At 67.6% G+C, this 20,135-nt stretch carries 21 protein-coding genes; 11 read left to right on the top strand and 10 right to left on the bottom strand.

The genetic code is table 11. The annotated features are described in order from the left end of the window. The 7 genes from EPA64_RS01990 to EPA64_RS01960 form a co-directional block, all read right to left on the bottom strand. Positions 1-390 carry a succinate dehydrogenase, hydrophobic membrane anchor protein gene (locus EPA64_RS01990; RefSeq protein WP_134724546.1) on the bottom strand — a complete coding sequence of 130 codons (390 nt, stop codon included), beginning with the start codon at positions 388-390 and terminating at the stop codon, positions 1-3. Between the two features lie 14 nt (positions 391-404). Further along, a complete protein-coding gene (gene sdhC, locus EPA64_RS01985; RefSeq protein WP_134724545.1) occupies positions 405-797 on the bottom strand; it encodes a succinate dehydrogenase, cytochrome b556 subunit in 393 nt (130 codons plus the stop codon). A 165-nt stretch (positions 798-962) separates the two neighbouring features. Beyond that, a complete protein-coding gene (locus tag EPA64_RS01980) occupies positions 963-1,559 on the bottom strand; it encodes an O-methyltransferase (protein ID WP_134724544.1) in 597 nt (198 codons plus the stop codon). After that, entirely contained in the window at positions 1,556-2,590 is a 1,035-nt protein-coding gene (locus tag EPA64_RS01975; protein WP_134724543.1) for a MaoC family dehydratase, read from the bottom strand. The genes EPA64_RS01980 and EPA64_RS01975 overlap by 4 nt, the downstream gene beginning before the upstream one ends. Continuing rightward, on the bottom strand, positions 2,587-2,793 hold the full coding sequence (locus EPA64_RS01970) for a DUF1737 domain-containing protein (RefSeq protein WP_134724542.1): 207 nt from the start codon (positions 2,791-2,793) through the stop codon (positions 2,587-2,589). Before EPA64_RS01970 ends, EPA64_RS01975 begins: the two co-directional genes overlap by 4 nt. 15 nt (positions 2,794-2,808) lie before the next feature. Continuing rightward, complete coding sequence (locus EPA64_RS01965; protein ID WP_134724541.1) at positions 2,809-3,363, bottom strand: NnrU family protein; 555 nt, start codon at positions 3,361-3,363, stop codon at positions 2,809-2,811. 61 nt (positions 3,364-3,424) lie between these two features. Beyond that, positions 3,425-4,270: an HpcH/HpaI aldolase/citrate lyase family protein gene (locus EPA64_RS01960; protein WP_134724540.1), complete on the bottom strand. Its 846-nt coding sequence runs from the start codon at positions 4,268-4,270 to the stop codon at positions 3,425-3,427. Positions 4,271-4,461: 191 nt separating this feature from the next. Here EPA64_RS01960 and EPA64_RS01955 point away from each other — a divergent pair, with 191 nt between their 5' ends. Beyond that, on the top strand, positions 4,462-5,010 hold the full coding sequence (locus EPA64_RS01955) for a YciE/YciF ferroxidase family protein (RefSeq protein ID WP_134724539.1): 549 nt from the start codon (positions 4,462-4,464) through the stop codon (positions 5,008-5,010). 78 nt (positions 5,011-5,088) lie between these two features. Here the strand turns inward: EPA64_RS01955 and EPA64_RS01950 are convergent, their stop codons facing one another. Beyond that, positions 5,089-5,829 (bottom strand): sulfite exporter TauE/SafE family protein, encoded by a 741-nt coding sequence (locus EPA64_RS01950; RefSeq protein WP_134724538.1) that lies wholly within the window; start codon positions 5,827-5,829, stop codon positions 5,089-5,091. A gap of 120 nt (positions 5,830-5,949) precedes the next feature. Here EPA64_RS01950 and mdh point away from each other — a divergent pair, with 120 nt between their 5' ends. Further along, complete coding sequence (mdh, locus tag EPA64_RS01945; protein WP_134724537.1) at positions 5,950-6,912, top strand: malate dehydrogenase; 963 nt, start codon at positions 5,950-5,952, stop codon at positions 6,910-6,912. 116 nt (positions 6,913-7,028) lie between these two features. Here the strand turns inward: mdh and EPA64_RS01940 are convergent, their stop codons facing one another. Beyond that, positions 7,029-9,317 carry a calcium-binding protein gene (locus tag EPA64_RS01940; protein ID WP_134724536.1) on the bottom strand — a complete coding sequence of 763 codons (2,289 nt, stop codon included), beginning with the start codon at positions 9,315-9,317 and terminating at the stop codon, positions 7,029-7,031. Between the two features lie 275 nt (positions 9,318-9,592). On the opposite strand from EPA64_RS01940, the gene sucC reads away from it, so the two are divergent. From sucC to EPA64_RS01895, 9 genes are all read left to right on the top strand, one after another. Continuing rightward, positions 9,593-10,786, top strand: a complete 1,194-nt coding sequence (gene sucC, locus EPA64_RS01935) for an ADP-forming succinate--CoA ligase subunit beta (RefSeq protein WP_134724535.1) — start codon at positions 9,593-9,595, stop codon at positions 10,784-10,786. Positions 10,787-10,819: 33 nt separating this feature from the next. Beyond that, positions 10,820-11,131: a hypothetical protein gene (locus EPA64_RS01930; RefSeq protein WP_134724534.1), complete on the top strand. Its 312-nt coding sequence runs from the start codon at positions 10,820-10,822 to the stop codon at positions 11,129-11,131. A 105-nt stretch (positions 11,132-11,236) separates the two neighbouring features. Then, positions 11,237-12,121 (top strand): succinate--CoA ligase subunit alpha, encoded by an 885-nt coding sequence (gene sucD, locus EPA64_RS01925; protein ID WP_134724533.1) that lies wholly within the window; start codon positions 11,237-11,239, stop codon positions 12,119-12,121. A 119-nt stretch (positions 12,122-12,240) separates the two neighbouring features. After that, positions 12,241-15,207: a 2-oxoglutarate dehydrogenase E1 component gene (locus EPA64_RS01920; protein ID WP_134724532.1), complete on the top strand. Its 2,967-nt coding sequence runs from the start codon at positions 12,241-12,243 to the stop codon at positions 15,205-15,207. Between the two features lies 1 nt (position 15,208). Next, positions 15,209-16,828 carry a 2-oxoglutarate dehydrogenase complex dihydrolipoyllysine-residue succinyltransferase gene (gene odhB, locus EPA64_RS01915; protein WP_134724531.1) on the top strand — a complete coding sequence of 540 codons (1,620 nt, stop codon included), beginning with the start codon at positions 15,209-15,211 and terminating at the stop codon, positions 16,826-16,828. 51 nt (positions 16,829-16,879) lie between these two features. Next, positions 16,880-17,140, top strand: coding sequence for a hypothetical protein (locus tag EPA64_RS01910; protein ID WP_134724530.1), 261 nt, complete (start codon positions 16,880-16,882; stop codon positions 17,138-17,140). Next, positions 17,137-17,538, top strand: coding sequence for an MAPEG family protein (locus EPA64_RS01905; RefSeq protein WP_134724529.1), 402 nt, complete (start codon positions 17,137-17,139; stop codon positions 17,536-17,538). Before EPA64_RS01910 ends, EPA64_RS01905 begins: the two co-directional genes overlap by 4 nt. Before the next feature lie 82 nt (positions 17,539-17,620). Then, entirely contained in the window at positions 17,621-19,009 is a 1,389-nt protein-coding gene (lpdA, locus tag EPA64_RS01900; RefSeq protein WP_134724528.1) for a dihydrolipoyl dehydrogenase, read from the top strand. A 144-nt stretch (positions 19,010-19,153) separates the two neighbouring features. After that, a complete protein-coding gene (locus EPA64_RS01895) occupies positions 19,154-19,645 on the top strand; it encodes a lytic transglycosylase domain-containing protein (protein ID WP_134724527.1) in 492 nt (163 codons plus the stop codon). Positions 19,646-19,656: 11 nt separating this feature from the next. Here the strand turns inward: EPA64_RS01895 and EPA64_RS01890 are convergent, their stop codons facing one another. Next, positions 19,657-20,103: a GNAT family N-acetyltransferase gene (locus EPA64_RS01890; protein ID WP_181953488.1), complete on the bottom strand. Its 447-nt coding sequence runs from the start codon at positions 20,101-20,103 to the stop codon at positions 19,657-19,659. Positions 20,104-20,135: the final 32 nt, after the last annotated feature.

The following is a 20,135-nucleotide window of genomic DNA, read 5'->3' as shown; positions in this document are numbered from 1 at the left end:
TCAGACGACGGGGCTCAGCGCCATGCGCGCCAGCGCATAGACGGCGGCGGCGATGACGGCCCAGGCGAACAGCTGCGACAGGATGATCGCGACCTTGCGTTCCGTATGATCCAGATAGTCGTCGATCATGATCCGGGTGCCGTTGATGAAATGCAGCATGCCCACGATCAGGAACAGCGCCGTGACGATGGCTGGATAGGGCTGCGCGAAATAGGTCAGCACGCCCGCGCGGGGCAGGCCGATGGCGCTGCCGACGACCAGGATGAACGCCGGCGTCAGGATCGCCAGCGCGACCGAGCTGACGGTCAGCGACCAGTGCCGGTGCGTGGCGCTGGCCGGGCCCGCGGCGCCCAGTCCCTTGGCCGCCTTGAGGGGGGTGATATAGCGCATCGGTGCCTCCGGTCTCAGGCCAGGACGAACAGGATCAGCGTCAGCAGGGTCAGCACGACCGAGCCGACAAGGATCACCTTGCTGGCCTGCCGCGCCTCGGTGATCTCCAGCAGCAGCCGCGCGTCATAGAACAGGTGCCGTATCCCCGCGAGGAAGTGATACCACAGCGACCACAGCGACATCACAAGGACCAGCATCCCCAGCCACGACCGCAGCACCCAGTCGGCGGCGGCGAAGGCGTCGGGACCGGTCACCGCGGCCAGCAGCCACCAGACGATCAGCAGGATCCCCGCCAGCATCGACTGGCCGGTGATGCGCGTCATGATCGAGGTGATGGCCGACAGCGGCAGGCGATAGACGCTGAGATGCGGAGAGAGCGGGCGGTTTCCGCGGGGAATGTCACCCATGAGACGCTCCTTGATGACGGCGCGGGCGCGCTGGCCCACGGCTGGCTTTCGTTGGCGTGTGATAGCGCCGTTCATAGCGATGTCACGGCCGGACGCCAGAGGTTCCGGCCCGGGAGGCCGCATTTCGTGGATTGTGATCACGCACCCGCAGCGCGTGATCACAGATCAGCCCGGCAGCGAAAACCACGGAACCATGCGCGCGATCTCGGCCGGGGCCAGCGTGCGCGGGGTCACGTCGAACCGGGCCATGCGGCCGATCATCGCGGCAGGACGCGCCAGCGCCTCGGCCGCGTGATAGGCGGTGCGGTCGCCGTAATCGTCCCACAGCACCGTCACCGGCGCGGTGGCATGCAGCAGTGTCGCGGCAAAGCAGCCCAGCCTGAACCGCCCGTCGATGAACACCAGGTCGGGCATGGGCGCGTCCCCTGCCCAGGGCGCCAGCGCATAGTTCGGGAACTTGCGGAACGCCGCCGGGCCTGTCGGCATGCCCCATTTCCCGACCGGACCGACGTCCACCCAGCGCAGGTCGATGCCGTCCCGCGCGCAGCCCAGCCGGTCCATCCAGTCGCGGATGTCGCGCGCCCACGTCTCGTCGCTTTCGATGCTGACCAGATCGGCATCGGTGTGCCGCGCGGCGAACAGCGTCGATCCACCGGCGCCGTATTCTACGATCCGGCGCGCGCCGCGATAGGCCGCGCGCAGCGCCTCGGCCTCGGCGTCGGGCATCCACAGGTCGGGCGGGTCTTTGGGCGCCGCGGTCACAGCGGCATCAAGGCCCAGTAATCCAGATCCAGCAGGATATGCGGGGCGTATCTGCCGTCCGCGCCGCGCAGGCTGGTGTCGCCCGCCGGACCCTTGTGCGCGACGGTCCGCAGCCGGATCGCGCCCACGCCCGGCGCGGCGGTTTCGGCGCGGTCCAGCACCTCGGACCAGGCCCGCACGGTGTCGCCCGCGAAACAGGGGTTGGCGTGCGCGCCCGCGTTCAGCGCCACGATCATCTGCGCGTTCGCCAGCCCGTTGAAGGACAGCGCGCGCGCCATGCTGATGATATGGCCGCCATAGATCAGCCGCCGCCCGTCGTCGCGGAAGGTGGCGTCGAAATGCACCTTGGCGGTGTTCTGCCACAGCCGGGTGGCCAGCATATGCTCGGCCTCTTCGATGGTCACGGCGTCGACGTGGTCGATGATCTCGCCCACGGCATAGTCGCCCCAGCGATGCGGTTCACCCGCCAGATCAAAGTCATAGTCGGCAAAGCTGAGACCGTCCGGAACGATCAGGTCGGCCGCCGCGACGGCGCCCGGCAGGTCGGGCACCACCGGCGCGGGCGCGGGGGATGCGGCGTCGCGCTTGCGGACCATGACCCAGCGGACATACTCCAGCACCACCTCGTCCGACTGGTTCAGTCCGCGGGTGCGGACATGCACGACGCCGGTCTTGCCGTTCGAGTTCTCCTTGACGCCGATCACCTGCGATTCCGCGCGCAGCGTGTCGCCCGGCCACACCGGCAGCAGCCAGCGCCCCTGCGCATAGCCGAGGTTGGCCACGGCGTTCAGGCTGACATCGGGGACGGTCTTGCCGAAGACGACATGGAACGCCAGCAAATCGTCCACCGGGCTGCCGTCCAGCCCGCATTCGGTGGCGAACACGTCCGAGGAATACAGCGCGTGACGCGCCGGATACAGCGCGTGATACAGCGCCCGTTCGCCTTCGGCCACGGTGCGGGGAACGCCGTGGCGGATCACGTCGCCTGCGCGGTAATCCTCGAAAAAGCGGCCGGGGTTGGTCTTGCTCATTGCTCGCCCAGTTTCATGTCGGGGTGATAGTCGCCGTCGATTTCCTTGGTGACGGCCTGTGCGCAGCGCATCGCGCCGCGCACGGGGTCAAAGGCGATGCCGGGCGCGCCGTGCAGCACCCAGCCGCGCGACAGCGCAAGGGTGATCTTGTGGCAGAACGCGGACGTGTCGTCCTCGGTCAGCAGGCGATAGAGCGTGGCCATTCGAACCGATCCTTCTCAGGCGCCGAACACGTTCGGGCCGATCCAGCCGTGGATCAGGCCCACGACCAGGAACACCACGACGGCGGCGATGGCGGAGGTCGCCTCCTTGCGGATGACGGTGCGGTGCGGCGGCGGCGTCCAGCCCGGCTGGCTGCGGTTGATGACCGCGATCTCGACCAGCGCCCACGCCAGCAGCCCGCCGAACAGCACGAACGATGGCAGGTCGCCGTTCGGCAGCAGATGCGCGAACGCCCACAGCGCAAAGCCTGTCAACTGCGGGTGGCGCATCTGCGTCCCGATCCGGTTCTTCATCCCGGACGACGCGAACAGATAGATCGCGACCAGCACCAGCAGGTTGTTGATGCCCTTCATCGCCGCCGACGGTCCCCACCAGACCGTGCCGATGTCGGCCATGCGATAGCCCACGATCATCAGCAGGACCGACACCGCCAGCGCGATCGCGACGCGGCCCTTGCCCTTGTCGCCCATCGCGGCGCGGCGGGCCGGGGCCGCGCGCTTGAACAGATGCGCTGCCCACCACAGCAGGACACCAAGGATCAGGATCAGCATCTGGCACCTCTCGCGGCTGGATGTGGGCGCGGCGGAACGCCAGCCCGCGCCTGATGTGCCATCATCCGTTCATCGCGGCAATGGCGGCGGCCTTGTCCAGCGTCCGGCGCGCCGTCTCGACGTGCAGGTTCTCGACGATGCGGCCGTCCACCACGGCGACCGCCTTTCCCTCGGCGATGGCGGCGTCATAGGCGTCGATCTGGCGGCGGGCCAGGTCCACCTCGGCGTCCGACGGAGCGAACGCCGCGTTGGCGATGTCGAGTTGCGCGGGGTGGATCAGGGTCTTGCCGTCGAACCCCATGTCGCGGCCCTGTTCGCATTCGGCGCGCAGCCCGTCCTGATCCTTGAAGGCGTTGAAGACGCCGTCCACGATCACCCGGCCATGCGCCCGCGCCGCCAGCAGGCACAGGCCCAGGCCCGCCTGCATCGCCAGCCGGTCCGGGCGGTTGCGGCTGCCCAGTTCCTTGGCCAGGTCGTTGGTGCCCATCACCATGCCGGCCAGCCGCGGATGGGCGGCGATGGCGGCGGCGTTCAGCATCCCCAGCGCGGTTTCCATCATCGCCCACAGCGGCGCGTCGCCGGTCAGCGCGGCGACCTCGTCCAGATCCTGCGGGCGGCTGACCTTGGGCACCAGCACCGCATCGGCGGCGGCGGCAAGCATGGCCGCATCGTCGCGCCACCATTCCGTGTCCAGCCCGTTGATCCGCACGATCCGCGCGCGACCGCCGTAATCCTGCGCCAGCGCCGCGCGCAGCAGGTCGCGCGCGCCCGGCTTTTCGGCGGGCGCGACCGCATCCTCCAGATCGAAGATGATCGCGTCGGCGGCAAGCGTCCGCGCCTTGTCCATCGCGCGGGCGTTCGACGCCGGGATATACAGGACGGATCGGAAGGGGCGCGCCTGGGTCATCGGGGGTCCATTGTGTCACGGTGGGGAAACATTCGTGCGTCCGGCGTGTCCCAAATCGACCGAAACGACAACCCCGGAAATGCTGCGCTGCGGCGGTAAAGGATTTTTGCGCCCCCCGTGAACGGAACGCCGCGTCGCGCATTGAGGGGCAGGTGACCGGGCCGGCCGGTCGCACAATGCAGGAGACCGCAATGGCTGAGAAAGAGATGATGGGACTGGAAGACCTGCTCAAGCACGGGCTGAAGGACATGTACTACGCCGAGAGCAAGATCCAGAAAGCCCTGCCCAAGATGATCAAGGCGGCCGAGGATCCCGACCTCGAGGCGGCCCTGGAGCAGCATCTGGAGGAGACCAACGACCAGATCGCCCGCCTCGAGGAGGCGTTCGAGCTGATGGGCGAAAAGGCCAAGGCCGAGAAATGCGATGCGATGGACGGCATCCTGACCGAAGGCGACAAGCTGCTGAAGGATTTCGGCGGCACCCCGGCAGGCGATGCGGCCATCATCTTCTCGTGCCAGGCGGTCGAGCATTACGAGATCGCGCGCTATGGCAGCCTGCGCGCCTATGCCTCGCTGCTGGGCATGGATGAGGTGGCCGAGATCCTGGACGGCATCCTGTCGCAGGAAGAGGCCGCCGACGAAAAGCTGTCCGACATCGCCGAGTCGAGCGCCAATCCCGCTGCCGCCGGCGGGATGGACGACGAGGACGACGACGAGGATGACGACGACGATCAGGCCTGATCGGCGCGCCGGCGCAATCGTCGGCGGTTGAATCGATTGCGGCCCGCCGGACCGGCGGGCCGTCAGCCTGCGGGCGGATCAGCGCAGCGCGTCCCCGATCAGCTTGAGCGATACGGCCAGCAGCGCCCAGGTGATGAACAGATAGAACGCCCGCTGCGGGATGCGCCGGACCAGCCAGACGCCCGCCGCGACCCCGCCCGCCGCGACCGGGATCATCGCGGCGGCGTGGCCCAGCGTCGCCGTGTTCAGCTGCCCAAGCGCGGCATAGGGGATCAGCTTGACCGCATTCACCACCGCGAAATAGACCGTGACCGTGCCCGCATAGGTTTCTTTTCCCAGGCGCAGCGGCTGGACATAGACCTGATAGGGCGGCGCGCCCGAATGGCTGACAAAGCTGGTATAGCCGGCGAGCAGCCCCCAGGCGGTGCCCCGGCCCCAGCCCGCCTGCCTGCGCGGCGCGTCGTCGGCGGCGGGCCGCAGCAGGTTGAACACGGCGAAGGCCGCGCCGATCACCCCCACCAGCCCGCCCACGACCCGGTCGTCCACAAGGCTGGCGGTCGCCCAGCCCAGCCCGATTCCGACGATGGACCCCGGCAGCAGGCAGGCCAGCACCCGTCGGTCCACGTGGCGGCGATAGGCGATCAGCCCGAACACGTCCGACACGACATAGACCGGCAGCAGCACCGCCGCCGCCTGCACCGGCGGCATCGCCAGCGCTAGGATCGGGACCGACAGCATCCCGATCATCGACAGCCCGCCCTTGGCCAGCCCGACCAGGGCCGAGGCTGCGGCCAGCAACGCCCAGACCTGCCAATCCATCCCGCACCCGTCCGCCGTGTCATCGCGCCGTCAGCCCGCGCGGCGCGCACCCAACCGTCTTGCGCGGTCGGGGGCAAGGGTCTAGTGCGACCCCGACCCATCAGCCAAACGGAGGATTTCATGGCCCGTCCCAAGATCGCCCTAATCGGCGCCGGCCAGATCGGCGGCACGCTGGCGCATCTCGCCGCCATCAAGGAACTGGGCGACGTCGTCCTGTTCGACATTTCCGAGGGCACGCCCCAGGGCAAGGCGCTGGACATCGCTGAATCCGGCCCGTCCGAGGGCTTTGACGGCAAGTTCAAGGGCACCAACGATTACGCCGACATCGCGGGCGCCGACGTCTGCATCGTCACGGCGGGTGTCCCGCGCAAGCCGGGGATGAGCCGCGACGACCTGCTGGGCATCAACCTCAAGGTCATGAAATCCGTGGGCGAGGGCATCAAGACCCATGCGCCGGACGCGTTCGTCATCTGCATCACCAACCCGCTGGACGCGATGGTCTGGGCGCTGCGCGAGTTTTCCGGCCTGCCGCACGAGAAGGTCGTGGGCATGGCCGGCGTGCTTGATTCGGCGCGCTTCCGCCATTTCCTCGCCGAGGAGTTCGGCGTCTCGATGCGCGACGTGACCGCGTTCGTGCTGGGCGGCCACGGCGACACGATGGTGCCGCTGGTCCGCTATTCGACCGTGGGCGGCATCCCCCTGCCCGACCTGGTCGCGATGGGCTGGACCACGCAGGAGAAGCTGGATTCCATCGTCCAGCGCACCCGCGACGGCGGCGCGGAAATCGTGGCGCTGCTGAAGACCGGATCGGCCTTCTATGCGCCCGCGACCAGCGCCATCGAGATGGCCGAAGCCTATCTCAAGGATCAGAAGCGCGTCCTGCCCTGCGCGGCCTATGTCCAGGGCGCCTATGGGCTGGACGGGATGTATGTCGGCGTGCCGACCGTCATCGGCGCCAACGGCATCGAGAAGGTCATCGAGATCCAGATGGACGACGCCGAGCAGGCGATGATGCAGAAATCGGTGCACGCCGTGAAGGGCCTGGTCGCGGCCTGCAAGGACATCGACGCCTCGCTGGCCTGATCGCCGACGCCGCCGGGACAACAAGCCCCGCGCCTTTCCGGGCGCGGGGCTTTTTCTTGCAGCCTGCCAGCAACGAGGCCCCGCATTTCCGGCGCGGGGCCTTGCCTGCCAAGGATTCAGCCGAACACGAAATCGCTGGCCGAGATCGTCCAGTACGAGACGCCCGCCAGCGTGATCGTCGTCCCGCCAAAGCTGATCAGCGTGTCCGGGCCGGCCTGCAGGACGTTCAGGTCGGAGAATCGGCTGGCGCCGTCCGTGATCTGGATCAGGTCGGCGCGGTCCTGCCAGTCGAGGATCCGGTCCTGGCCGTCGCGGCTGCCGAAGATGAAGACATCCGCGCCCTCGCCGCCCGTCATCCTGTCGGCCCCCGCGCCGCCGGTCAGGCGGTCATGGCCCGCGCCCGCGTGCAGCACGTCATTGCCGGCGCCGCCCAGCAGCGTGTCGTTGCCCAACCCCGCCTGCAGGACGTTGGCCCCGGCATTGCCGGCGATCCAGTCGTCGCCGGAACCGGTGATGACATTCTCGACGTTGCGGATCGTGTCGATCCCGCGCAGCGTGTTCTGCGCCGAGGCAAGGCCCAGGTTGATGCGGATCGCGCCCGCGCCACCCAGGACCACGGTATCCACCCCCAGCCCGCCATCGATCACGTCGTTGCCGAAGCTGCCGTCCAGGGTGTCGGACCCGGCCCCGCCCAGCAGCGTGTCGTTGCCCATGCCGCCGGTCAGCAGGTTCGCCACCGCATTGCCGGTCAGCCGGTCATGGCCCGCGCCGGACGCCACATGCTCGATGGCGATCAGCGTATCCAGCCCCTGCCCGGTATTCTGGGCGCCCGTCAGGTTAAGGTCGACCGTGACCGCGGCCGTGCCTGCAAAGACCGCCGTGTCGGCGCCAATCCCGCCGTTCATCAGGTCGTTGCCGGTGCCGCCGTTCAGCGTGTCGTTGCCGCCGCCGCCCAGCAGCGTGTCGTCGCCAAGCCCGCCGGTCAGCGCGTTGCCGACCGCGTTGCCGGTCAGGCTGTCGGCGCGGCTGCCGCCGGTCACATGCTCGATCCCGATCAGCTGGTCCATGCCAAGTCCGGTCGCCTGCGCCCCCGCCCGCGTCAGGTCGACGGTGATCGCCACGCCGGTCCCGGCGAAACTGGCGGTGTCGAAGCCGTCGGCGCCGTTCAGCACGTCGTTGCCCTCGCCGCCGACCAGCAGGTCGTTGCCCTCGCCGCCGTTCAGCGTATCGTCGCCCGACTGCCCGTAAAGCGTGTCGTTGCCGGCGTTGCCAAGGATGCGGTCCGCACCGGCGGCGCCCCAGACGGTATTGGCGTTGGCACCGCCGTTCAGGATGTCGTTGCCGGCCGTGCCGTTCAGCACCGGGGAATCCGACAGCACCGCCAGCGTATAGGTGCCGATATCCAGCGAATAGTTGCGATAGGTCGCGTCCAGATAGACCGTCCCCGTCGTCGTCGCCGTCCAGGTGACAACTGCCCCGCCCGAGGTGGTGTAGCCGATCCGAGAGTCGATCTCGGCCCCCGCGCCGTCGCGCAGATACAGCACCATCGACGCCAGGCTGTCCGCGCCCGCGGTGCCGGTCATGGTAAAGCTGTAGCTGCGCCCCGCAACGACGCTGAACGCGTGCCAGTCCGAATCGCCGCGGGCGTCGATGGCGCCGCGCAGGATGCCGCCGTCGATCAGCCGCGAGGTCGTGGTGCTGTTGCCCCAGACATTGTCCGAGATGCGCGACACCACGGTATAGGCGCCCTCGGGCGCATCGTCATAGGGATTGGCGTCCACGATCTCGACGAAATAGGTGCCGCTGGTCGCCGCCGTCCACACGGCCTGATAGTCGGCCCCGTCCGAGACGGTGTCGAGGATCGTGCCATATTGGTCGCGCAGCCGCACCTGGGCGTCGTTGAAGTTCAGGTCGCCGTTCGACGTCACCGAAAAGCCGACGCGCTGCCCGGCGGTAAGCTCGACCCGGTGCCAGTCGCTGTCGCTGTTGGCTTCCAGGCTGCCGGTGATGGTGCCGCTGCCCGGGATGGCCGAGGTGGTGGCGCTGTTGCTGAGCACCGTGTCCGCCATCCGCGCGCGGATGACATAGGCGCCCTCGGCCTCGTTGTCGTAGATGTAGTTGTCGCGCACCTCGATGAAGAACCTGCCGGTCGTCGCCGCCGTATAGGACAGCCAGTTTCCGTCGCCGACCGAGGTGATCGAACCCCCAAGCCCGTCGAGCAGGGCCATGTACCCGTCGATCGACGTGCCGGTGCCGTCGCCGATCAGCTGGAAATCATAGGTCAGGCCGGCGGTCAGCTCGACCCGCCACCAGTCCGTGTCCTGGTTCAGTTCCAGCGACGAACGGAAGTCGCCCGTCCCGGTCAGGACCGCGGTCGTCGTCGAATTATGGGGGATGTCCGGCATGATGGCGCGCTCCTCAAACAGTCCAAGAAATACCTGTCCCGCATTGCCCGGCCCGGCAGCCCACCGTCAACTCGCCTTACAGCTGATCGCCACCCGCCCGCGGCGGTGTGGCGCGGACGCATCCATGCCGTGGCAGGCGGGATGTGATCACACGTTTCCGCCCCGTGATCACGCCCGCCGGTATTTGCCGGCGCGCTGCCGCGGCCCGCAGGGATTCGTTTGCTTTCACCCCGATCTGTGGCAGACCGCAGGCGAGTTTTCCTGCGAGGTCGACGATGAACATCCACGAATACCAGGCCAAGGCCCTGCTCAAGCAATATGGCGCCCCGGTGTCGGACGGCCGTGTCGTCCTCAAGGCCGACGAGGCCAAGCGCGCGGCATCGGAACTGGACGGCCCGCTCTGGGTGGTCAAGTCCCAGATCCACGCGGGCGGCCGCGGCAAGGGCAAGTTCAAGGAAGCCGACGCGGGCGACAAGGGCGGCGTGCGGCTGGCCAAGTCCACGACCGAGGCCGAGGAGTTGGCCCGCCAGATGCTGGGCCGCACGCTGGTCACCCACCAGACCGGCCCCGCCGGCAAGCAGGTCAACCGCATCTATATCGAGGACGGCAGCGACATCGCGCGCGAGCTGTATCTGGCGCTGCTGGTGGATCGCAGCACCTCGCGCATCAGCTTCGTCGCCTCGACCGAGGGCGGGATGGACATCGAGGAGGTGGCCCACAACACCCCCGAGAAGATCGTCAGCTTCAGCGTCGATCCGGCGTCCGGCCTGTCGGATTTCCACGGCCGCCGCGTGGCCTTTGCGCTGGGGCTGACCGGCAACCAAGTCAAGCAGTGCGTGGCGCTGATCCGCAACCTCTATCGCATGTTCGTCGAAAAGGACATGGAGATGCTGGAGATCAACCCGCTGATCGTGACCACCGACGGCAACCTGAAATGCCTGGACGCGAAAATGGGTTTTGACAACAACGCCCTGTATCGCCAGCCCGACATCATGGCGCTGCGCGACGAAAGCGAGGAAGACCCCAAGGAGCTGGCCGCGTCCAAGTTCGACCTGAACTATATCGCGCTGGACGGCGAGATCGGCTGCATGGTGAACGGCGCGGGCCTGGCGATGGCCACGATGGACATCATCAAGCTGTATGGCGCGGAACCGGCGAACTTCCTCGACGTGGGCGGCGGCGCGACCAAGGAAAAGGTCACCGAGGCGTTCAAGATCATCACCAGCGACCCGAACGTGAAGGGCATCCTCGTCAACATCTTCGGCGGCATCATGCGCTGCGACATCATCGCCGAGGGCATCATCGCCGCGGTCAAGGAGGTGGGCCTGCAGGTTCCGCTGGTCGTGCGGCTTGAGGGGACGAACGTGGATCTGGGCAAGCAGATCATCTCGGAATCCGGCCTGAACGTGATCGCGGCGGACGATCTGTCGGACGCGGCCGAGAAGATCGTGAAGGCCGTGAAGGGCTAAGCCTGACCATGTCAGTGCCGGAAACGAGCAGACATGCTGACCGATATCCTGATCCTCCCGGCTTGGGCCGCCCTGGGATTCGCGATTTGGTCGGCGCTCTCGATCGTGCTGACCTGCGCCGTCATCATCCTGCCTGCTATCCTCGGCCGGTGGCGCGTGGTGCAGTGGCTCTCGGTCCTGCTCGCACTTGCCGCGGGATGCCTGTGGGTGATGGCGCTTGCGGGCATCGACTCGGGCCTGCCGCTGCCGACGCGACGCAAAGCCGGGATCGTGGTCTTTCCGCTCATGGCTCTCTGGCCCGCGCTAACCGCTTTCCTCGCCATCCGATATCGCCAGACGCAATAAAGGCGGCGCATGGATAAGGGAAAACCAACCGTAGGGTGCGCTTCAGCGCACCATTCCAGAATAACGGTGCGCTGAAGCGCACCCTACGCCAAGGAACGCCAACACATGGCCATTCTCGTCGACAAGAACACCAAAGTCATCACCCAGGGCATCACCGGCTCTCAGGGCACTTTCCACACCGAGCAAGCGATCGCCTATGGCACGCAGATGGTCGGCGGCGTGACCCCCGGAAAGGGCGGCACCACGCATCTGGACCTGCCGGTCTTCAACTCGGTCCACGAGGCCGTCGAGCGCACCGGCGCGAACGCGTCCGTGATCTATGTCCCGCCGCCCTTCGCCGCGGACTCGATCCTGGAAGCCATCGACGCCGAGATCCCGCTGATCGTCTGCATCACCGAGGGCATCCCGGTGCTGGACATGATGCGGGTGAAGCGCGCCCTGCAGGGGTCGCAGTCGCGGCTGATCGGGCCGAACTGCCCCGGCGTCATGACCCCCGACGAATGCAAGATCGGGATCATGCCCGGTTCCATCTTCCGCCGCGGGTCGGTGGGCGTGGTGTCGCGGTCGGGCACGCTGACCTATGAGGCGGTCAAGCAGACGTCGGACGTGGGGCTGGGCCAGTCCTCGGCCATCGGCATCGGCGGCGACCCGATCAAGGGGACCGAGCACCTCGACATCCTGGAAATGTTCCTGGCCGACCCGGAAACCGAATCGATCATCATGATCGGCGAGATCGGCGGTTCCGCCGAGGAAGAGGCCGCGCAATTCCTGGCCGACGAGAAAAAGCGCGGCCGCTGGAAGCCGACCGCCGGCTTTATCGCCGGGCGCACCGCCCCCCCCGGCCGCCGCATGGGCCATGCCGGCGCCATCGTTTCAGGCGGCAAGGGCGACGCGGAATCGAAGATCGAGGCGATGAAGGCCGCCGGGATCGTCGTCGCCGACAGCCCCGCGGGCCTGGGCGAGGCGGTGCTGAAGGCGCTGGGTCGCTAAACTATTGGACGATGCGCCGTCCCTGCTTAGGTTGGGGCGGCGACACAGATGATGGGCGGCGGCGCGGACCCGCGCGCGGCACCGCCATGAAACAGGCTTCAACCGGGCCAGGTGATCCCATGAACGACCAATCCCCCAACGCCGCATTCCGTGACAGCTCGTTCCTGCAAGGCGCGAACGCGGCCTATGTGGAACAGCTTTATGGCCAGTGGGCGAACGACCCGGCGGCGGTGGATGCGGCATGGGACGAGTTCTTCCGCAGCCTGGGCGACGCCGAGGCGACGGTCGCGCGCGGCGCCAAGGGCGCCAGCTGGCGGCGGCCTGACTGGCCGCCGATGCCGGCCGACGAGAACACCGCCGCGCTGACCGGCGAATGGCCGATGGCGACCGACGCCGAGGCCAAGTCCGCGATCAGGAAGATCACCGCCAAGGCCGACGACAAGGGCGTGGCCCTGTCGGACGACCAGCTGCGCCGGGCGGTGCTGGACAGCGTGCGCGCGATCATGCTGATCCGCGCCTATCGCATCCGCGGCCATCTGCACGCCGACCTGGACCCGCTGGGCATCCGCGAGATGCCGCCGCTGGGCGAGCTTGACCCGGCGACCTATGGCTTCACCGCGTCCGACATGGACCGGCCGATCTTCATCGACAACGTGCTGGGACTGCAGGTCGCGTCCATCCGCCAGATCGTCGAGCTGATGAACCGCACCTATTGCGGCACCTTCGCGCTGCAGTTCATGCACATCAGCGACCCCGAACAGGCCGCCTGGCTGAAAGAGCGGATCGAGGGCTATGGCAAGGAAATCGCCTTCACCCGCGAAGGCCGCCGCGCGATCCTGAACAAGCTGGTCGAGGCCGAGGGCTTCGAGAAGTTCCTGCATGTCAAATACATGGGGACCAAGCGTTTCGGGCTGGACGGCGGCGAGGCGCTGATCCCGGCAATGGAACAGATCATCAAGCGCGGCGGCGCGCTGGGCGCGAAAGAGGTCGCGATCGGCATGCCCCACCGCGGCCGCCTGTCGGTGCTGGCCAACGTCATGGGCAAGCCCTTCCGCGCGATCTTCCACGAATTCCAGGGCGGCAGCTACAAGCCCGAGGACGTGGACGGCTCGGGCGACGTGAAATACCACCTGGGCGCATCGTCCGACCGCGAGTTTGACGGCAACGAGGTGCATCTGTCGCTGACCGCCAACCCCTCGCATCTGGAAGCGGTGAACCCGGTCGTGCTGGGCAAGGTCCGCGCCAAGCAGGACCAGTATTCCGACACCAACACCCGCACCAGCGTCATCCCGATCCTGCTGCACGGGGACGCAGCCTTTGCCGGCCAGGGCGTGGTGGCGGAATGTCTGCAGCTGTCGGGCATCCGCGGTCATCGCACCGGGGGCACGATCCACATCATCGTCAACAACCAGATCGGCTTTACCACGGCGCCGCATTTCAGCCGCACCTCGCCCTATCCGACCGACATCGCCCTGATGGTCGAGGCGCCGATCTTCCACGTCAACGGCGACGACCCCGAGGCCGTGGTCCACGCCGCGCGCGTCGCGACCGAGTTCCGGCAAAAGTTCCACAAGGACGTGGTCATCGACATCTTCTGCTATCGCCGCTTCGGTCACAACGAAGGCGACGAGCCGATGTTCACCAACCCGGCGATGTACAAGCAGATCAAAGGCCACAAGACGACCCTGCAGCTTTACACCGAACGGCTGGTCCGCGACGGCCTGATCCCCGAGGGCGAGATCGAGGACATGAAGGCCGCCTTCCAGGCGCATCTGAACGCCGAGTTCGAGGTCGGCAAGAACTTCAAGCCGAACAAGGCCGACTGGCTGGACGGCAAGTGGTCGGGCCTGGGCCCCGAGGGCGAGGATTATGTGGCCGGGAACACCGCCATCGCCCCCGCCACGATGGCCGAGGTCGGGGCCGCGCTGACCCGCGCGCCCGATCAGTTCGACATGCACAAGACGGTCACGCGCCTGCTGGACGCCAAGCGGCAGATGTTCCAGACCGGCGAGGGCTTTGACTGGGCGACGGCCGAGGCGCTGGCCTTCGGCAGCCTGCTGGTCGAGGGGCACCCGGTCCGCCTGTCGGGTCAGGACAGCACGCGCGGCACGTTCAGCCAGCGTCACTCGGCCTTTATCGACCAGACGACCGAGGAACGGCACTATCCGCTGAACCATATCCGCGGCGGACAGGCGCGCTACGAAGTCATCGACTCGATGCTGTCGGAATACGCGGTGCTGGGGTTCGAATACGGCTATTCGATGGCCGAACCCAACGCCCTGACCCTGTGGGAGGCGCAGTTCGGCGATTTTGCCAACGGCGCGCAGATCATGTTCGACCAGTTCATCTCGTCGGGCGAAAAGAAATGGCTGCGGATGTCGGGCCTTGTGGTGCTGATGCCCCACGGCTTCGAGGGCCAGGGGCCGGAACATTCGTCCGCGCGTCTGGAACGCTGGCTGCAGATGTGCGCCGAGGACAACTGGATCGTCGCCAACCTGACGACCCCGGCCAACTATTTCCACATCCTGCGCCGCCAGCTGCATCGCGGTTTCCGCAAGCCGCTGATGCTGATGACGCCGAAATCGCTGCTGCGCCATCCGCAGGCGGTCAGTTCGGCTGACGAGTTCACCACCGGCTCGACCTTCCACCGGCTGCTGTGCGACGACGCAGACCGCGGCAAGTCCGATTTCAGCCTGCTGCCCGACGCCGAGATCAAGCGCGTCGTGATCTGTTCGGGCAAGGTCTATTACGACCTGCTGGCCGCGCGGAACGAGGCGGGGCTGAGCGACACCTATCTGCTGCGGCTGGAACAGTTCTATCCGTTCCCGGCGCATTCGCTGTCCAAGGAACTGGAACGCTTCAAGACGGCGGAAATCGTCTGGTGCCAGGAAGAGCCCAAGAACCAGGGCGGCTGGTCGTTTGTCGAACCGAACCTGGAATGGGTGCTGAACCGCGTCGGCGCGACCCACGGCCGCCCCCGCTATGCCGGGCGGGCGGCGCAGGCCTCGGTTGCGACGGGCCTCGCCAGCCGCCACAAGACCGAGCAGGAGGCGCTGGTCGCCGACGCGCTGAAGATCGGAGCCTGAGATGACCACCCAAGTCCGCGTGCCCACCTTGGGCGAAAGCGTCAGCGAGGCCACGGTCGCCACCTGGTTCAAGAAGCCCGGCGACCGGGTCGCGGTGGACGAGATGCTGTGCGAGCTGGAAACCGACAAGGTGACGGTCGAGGTGCCCTCGCCCGTTGCCGGAACCCTGGCCGAAATCGTCGCGGCCGAGGGCGAGACGGTCAGCCCCAACGCGCTGCTGGCGCAGATCGACGAATCCGGGCAGGCCGCCGCGCCCGCCCAGACGACCACCAACGGCCAGCCGGCCGCAGACAGGGATGAGCCGAAGATGAGCGGGAAAGCCGTTGACGTGATGGTGCCCACGCTGGGCGAAAGCGTGACCGAGGCGACGGTCGCCACCTGGTTCAAGCAGCCCGGCGACGCCGTGGCGCAGGACGAGATGCTGTGCGAGCTGGAAACCGACAAGGTCTCGGTCGAGGTGCCCGCACCTGCCGCCGGCGTGCTGGCCGAGATTCTGGCGCCCGAAGGCGCCACCGTGGACGCCAAGGCCCGCCTTGCCATCATCACCGAGGGCGCGTCGGCCGACGCGCCGCGCAGCCAGGGCACGGCCGCGCCCGTGGGTCCGGCCTCGGGCGGCGAGGACGGGGTGACGGCGGGCGACGTGGGATCGCCCGGCGCCGGCCCCGAACAGATGATCCCCCGCGGCGATGTCGAGGACGCGCCGTCGGCGAAAAAGGCGATGGCCGAGGCCGGGATCGGCCGCGATCAGGTCGAGGGCACCGGCAAGGACGGCCGCGTGATGAAGGACGACGTGGCCCGCGCCGCGCAGGCCCCGCGCGCCCCGCAGGCGGCGTCCGCCGCCGCCTCGTCGCCCGCATCCGCTTCGTCGCCCGCCCCCGCCCCGGCGCAGGCCCCGCGCGCGCCCTCCAGCGCGGACGATGCCGCGCGCGAGGAACGGGTCAAGATGACCCGCCTGCGCGCCACCATCGCCCGCCGGCTGAAGGACGCGCAGAACACCGCCGCCATGCTGACCACCTATAACGAGGTGGACATGTCCGGCATCATGGCCCTGCGCAGCGAATACAAGGACGCGTTCGAGAAGAAGCACAAGGTCAAGCTGGGCTTCATGTCGTTCTTCGTCGCGGCCTGTTCCCACGCCCTGAAAGAGGTGCCCGAGGTCAACGCCGAGATCGACGGCGGCGACGTCGTCTACAAGCGGTTCGTCCACATGGGGGTCGCGGTCGGCACGCCCAACGGGCTGGTCGTCCCGGTCGTGCGCGACGCCGACCAGAAATCCTTCGCCCAGGTCGAGAAGGAAATCGCCGAGCTGGGCGCGCGCGCCCGCGACGGCAAGCTGACGATGGCCGACATGCAGGGCGGCACCTTCACCATCTCGAACGGGGGTGTCTACGGTTCGCTGATGTCGTCGCCGATCCTGAACCCGCCGCAGTCGGGCATCCTGGGGATGCACAAGATCCAGGACCGCCCGGTCGTGGTCAAAGGCGAGATCGTGATCCGCCCGATGATGTATCTGGCGCTGAGCTATGACCACCGCATCGTGGACGGCAAGGGCGCGGTGACGTTCCTGGTGCGGGTGAAAGAGGCGCTGGAAGATCCGCGCAGGCTGCTGATGGATCTTTGATCGCGGCAGATCCGTTGACGCTGCAATGACATCGTTTGCAAGGATCACGCCATGACGAACCAGCTTCTCGCCCGCTATGACATCGCCGACTATGACACCTGGAAAGCGGCGTTCGACGCCGATTCCGAGGATCGGGGCAACGCCTCGATGTCGGTCCTGCAGATCTGGCGCGAGGGTGGCAGCCGGGCGTGGGTGCTGTATCAGGTGGCCAACGCAGCCAAGGCCCGCGACTATCTGGGGCAGGCCTCGGCGGTGTTCGACAGCCAGGCCGGCGTGGCGCGGACCGAGTTCCACATGCTGGAAACCGCATGAGCCTGCCGCCCACGCCCGAACTGACGGTGCTGGGACTGGCGGCGCTGCTGCAGGCGTTCCAGATCGGGCTGGCGGGGTGGTCGATGAACCGCGACGCCGGCGCCGATTGGAACGCGGGGCCGCGCGACGACAAGCCGCCGCTGTCGCCCCTGACGGGGCGGCTGCGCCGCGCCGTGGACAATCATTTCCAGGGGCTGGCGTTCTTTACCATCGCCGTGGTGCTGGTCCAGCTGACTGGGTCGAACGGCACGCTGACCGCCGCCTGCGCCTGGGCTTATCTGGCGGCGCGCGCGCTTTATGTCCCGGCCTATGCGTGGGCGTGGTCTCCGTGGCGTTCGGTCATCTGGGGCATGGGGTTCCTGGCCACGATGGTCATGATCCTGACCGCGCTGTTCTGACGCCACCGGCGCAGCAAATAACCCGCGGGTGGTCCGAAGGCGGCAGGCCCTCGGCCCGCGGCATGAGGAAAGGACGACGTGAATGTATGATCTGATCGTGATCGGCGCGGGACCGGGCGGCTATGTCTGCGCGATCCGTGCAGCCCAGCTTGGCCTGAAGGTGGCCTGCGTCGAGGGGCGCGAGACGCTGGGCGGCACCTGCCTGAACATCGGCTGCATTCCGTCCAAGGCGCTGCTGCACGCCAGCCACATGGCGCACGAGATGCACGAGAACTTTGCCACGCTGGGCCTGATGAACGCGCATGCCGACATCGACTGGGACCGGATGCAGGCCTACAAGGCCGAGACGGTCGGCACCAACACCAAGGGCATCGAGTTCCTGTTCAAGAAGAACAAGATCGACTGGCTGAAAGGCTGGGCCGAGATCGCGGGGCCGGGCAAGGTCAAGGTCGGCGACCAGACGCACGAGACGCGCAACATCGTCATCGCGTCGGGTTCGGTCCCGTCCGCGCTGAAGGGCGTCACCGTGGACAACGACGCCGGCGTGGTCGTCGATTCCACCGGCGCGCTGGCCCTGCCCAAGATCCCCGCGACGATGGTCGTGATCGGCGCGGGCGTGATCGGGCTGGAACTGGGTTCCGTCTATAATCGCCTTGGCACCCAGGTGACGGTGGTCGAATACCTGGACGCGATCACCCCCGGCATGGACGCCGAGGTTCAAAAGCAGTTCCAGCGCATCCTGACCAAGCAGGGCTTCAAGTTCGTCATGGGCGCCGCCGTGTCGGGCGTCGAGACGGCGGACGGCCGCGCGACCGTCGTCTATGCCCCGAAGAAGGGCGGCGACGAACAGCAGATCGAGGCGGACGTGGTGCTGGTCGCGACCGGCCGCCGCCCTTGGCACGACGGCCTGGGGCTGGATGCGGCAGGGGTCAAGCTGACCGACCGCGGCCAGATCGCCATCGACGACCATTTCGCCACCAGCGTCCCCGGCATCTACGCCATCGGCGACGCCGTTCCCGGCCCGATGCTGGCCCACAAGGCCGAGGATGAGGGCATGGCCGTGGCCGAGATCATCGCGGGCAAGCATGGCCACGTGAATTATGACGTGATCCCCGGCGTGATCTATACCACCCCCGAGGTCGCCAGCGTCGGCCTGACCGAAGAGGCCGCGAAAGCCGCGGGCCGCAAGATCAAGGTCGGCAAGTTCCCCCTGATGGGCAACGCGCGGGCCAAGGCGATGCTGCAGGCCGAAGGCTTCGTCAAGCTGATCGCCGATGCCGACACCGACCGCATCCTGGGCTGCCACATCATCGGACCCGGCGCGGGCGAGATGATCCACGAGATCTGCGTCGCGATGGAGTTCGGGGCCGCCGCGCAAGACATCGCGCTGACCTGCCACGCCCACCCCACCGTCAGCGAGGCGGTGCGCGAGGCGGCGCTGGCCTGCGGCGACGGCGCGATCCACGTCTGACCAAGAACTTCGCGCCCCTTGCGCCGGCGGTAATCCGCCGAAGGCCCCGCCGCCAAGGCGGGGCCTTGCGCATTGTCAGTTCCGCCACCGCGCGGCTGCGCTATCGTGCCTGCAATCTCAACGACACGATCCCCCGAGGCAGTGATGATCCCCACATTCCCGCGGCTGGCCGTGCTGGCCCTGACCGTCTCGGTTGCGGCCTGCGGCGGCAGCCAGATCGACCATGACAACCGCATGTATCTGGCCCAGCCGCGCGTGTCGCAGGCCGACCTGCACCCCAACGAGACGCCGCAGCTGCGCGCGCTGATCCGCAAGTATTCGGCCCAGTACGGCGTGCCGGAATCGCTTGTCCATCGCGTGGTGATCCGCGAAAGCCGCCATCGGCCGGGGGCGCGCAACGGCCCCTATTACGGGCTGATGCAGATGCTGCCCGCCACGGCGCGCGGCATGGGCTACAAGGGTTCGCCCGCCGGGCTGCTGGATGCGGAAACCAACCTGAAATACGGCGTCAAATACCTGCGCGGGGCCTATATGGTCGCGGACGGCAACCCCGACGCGGCGGTGAAATGGTATTCGCGCGGCTATTACTATGAGGCCAAGCGCAAGGGCCTGCTGAAGGAAACCGGCCTGCGCTGACGGCGGCAGCCTCAGGCCGGCCGGTTGTAGCGGATAAAGGGCGATTTCACCGCCACCCGGTCGTAAAGCAACCGGCCCGCATAATTGTCCTCGGCCGTCAGCCAATAGACCGAGGGCACGCCCGCCGCATCGGCAGCAGCATAGACCGCCTGGATCATCGCACGCCCCGCGCCCTGGCCGCGCGCCTCAGCGTCGGTGAACAGATCCTGCAGATAGCACACGCCCTCGGGCCGCCACAGGTTCGGGTGAAAGACATAGTGGACCAGTCCGATGGGCCGGTCGTCCGCCACAGCCAGCAGCCCCCGGAAATCGCTGGGGCCGCCGGCGGTCAGCCGCCCGAACACCGTGTCATAGAACCCGTCCGGCCGGTCGTGAAAGCCATAGAACGCCTGATAGCCGCGATACAGCGTCTGCCACTCCGCCCGGTCCGCGGCCTCGATCGCCCTGACTGTCAGCATCACATTCACCTTGGACCAAATATCCCGGGGAG

The organism is Paracoccus luteus (assembly GCF_004522155.1).
Taxonomy (GTDB): domain Bacteria; phylum Pseudomonadota; class Alphaproteobacteria; order Rhodobacterales; family Rhodobacteraceae; genus Paracoccus; species Paracoccus luteus.
The sequence above is the reverse complement of the archived record's forward strand: the minus strand, read 5'-3'. Positions and strand labels throughout refer to the sequence as shown.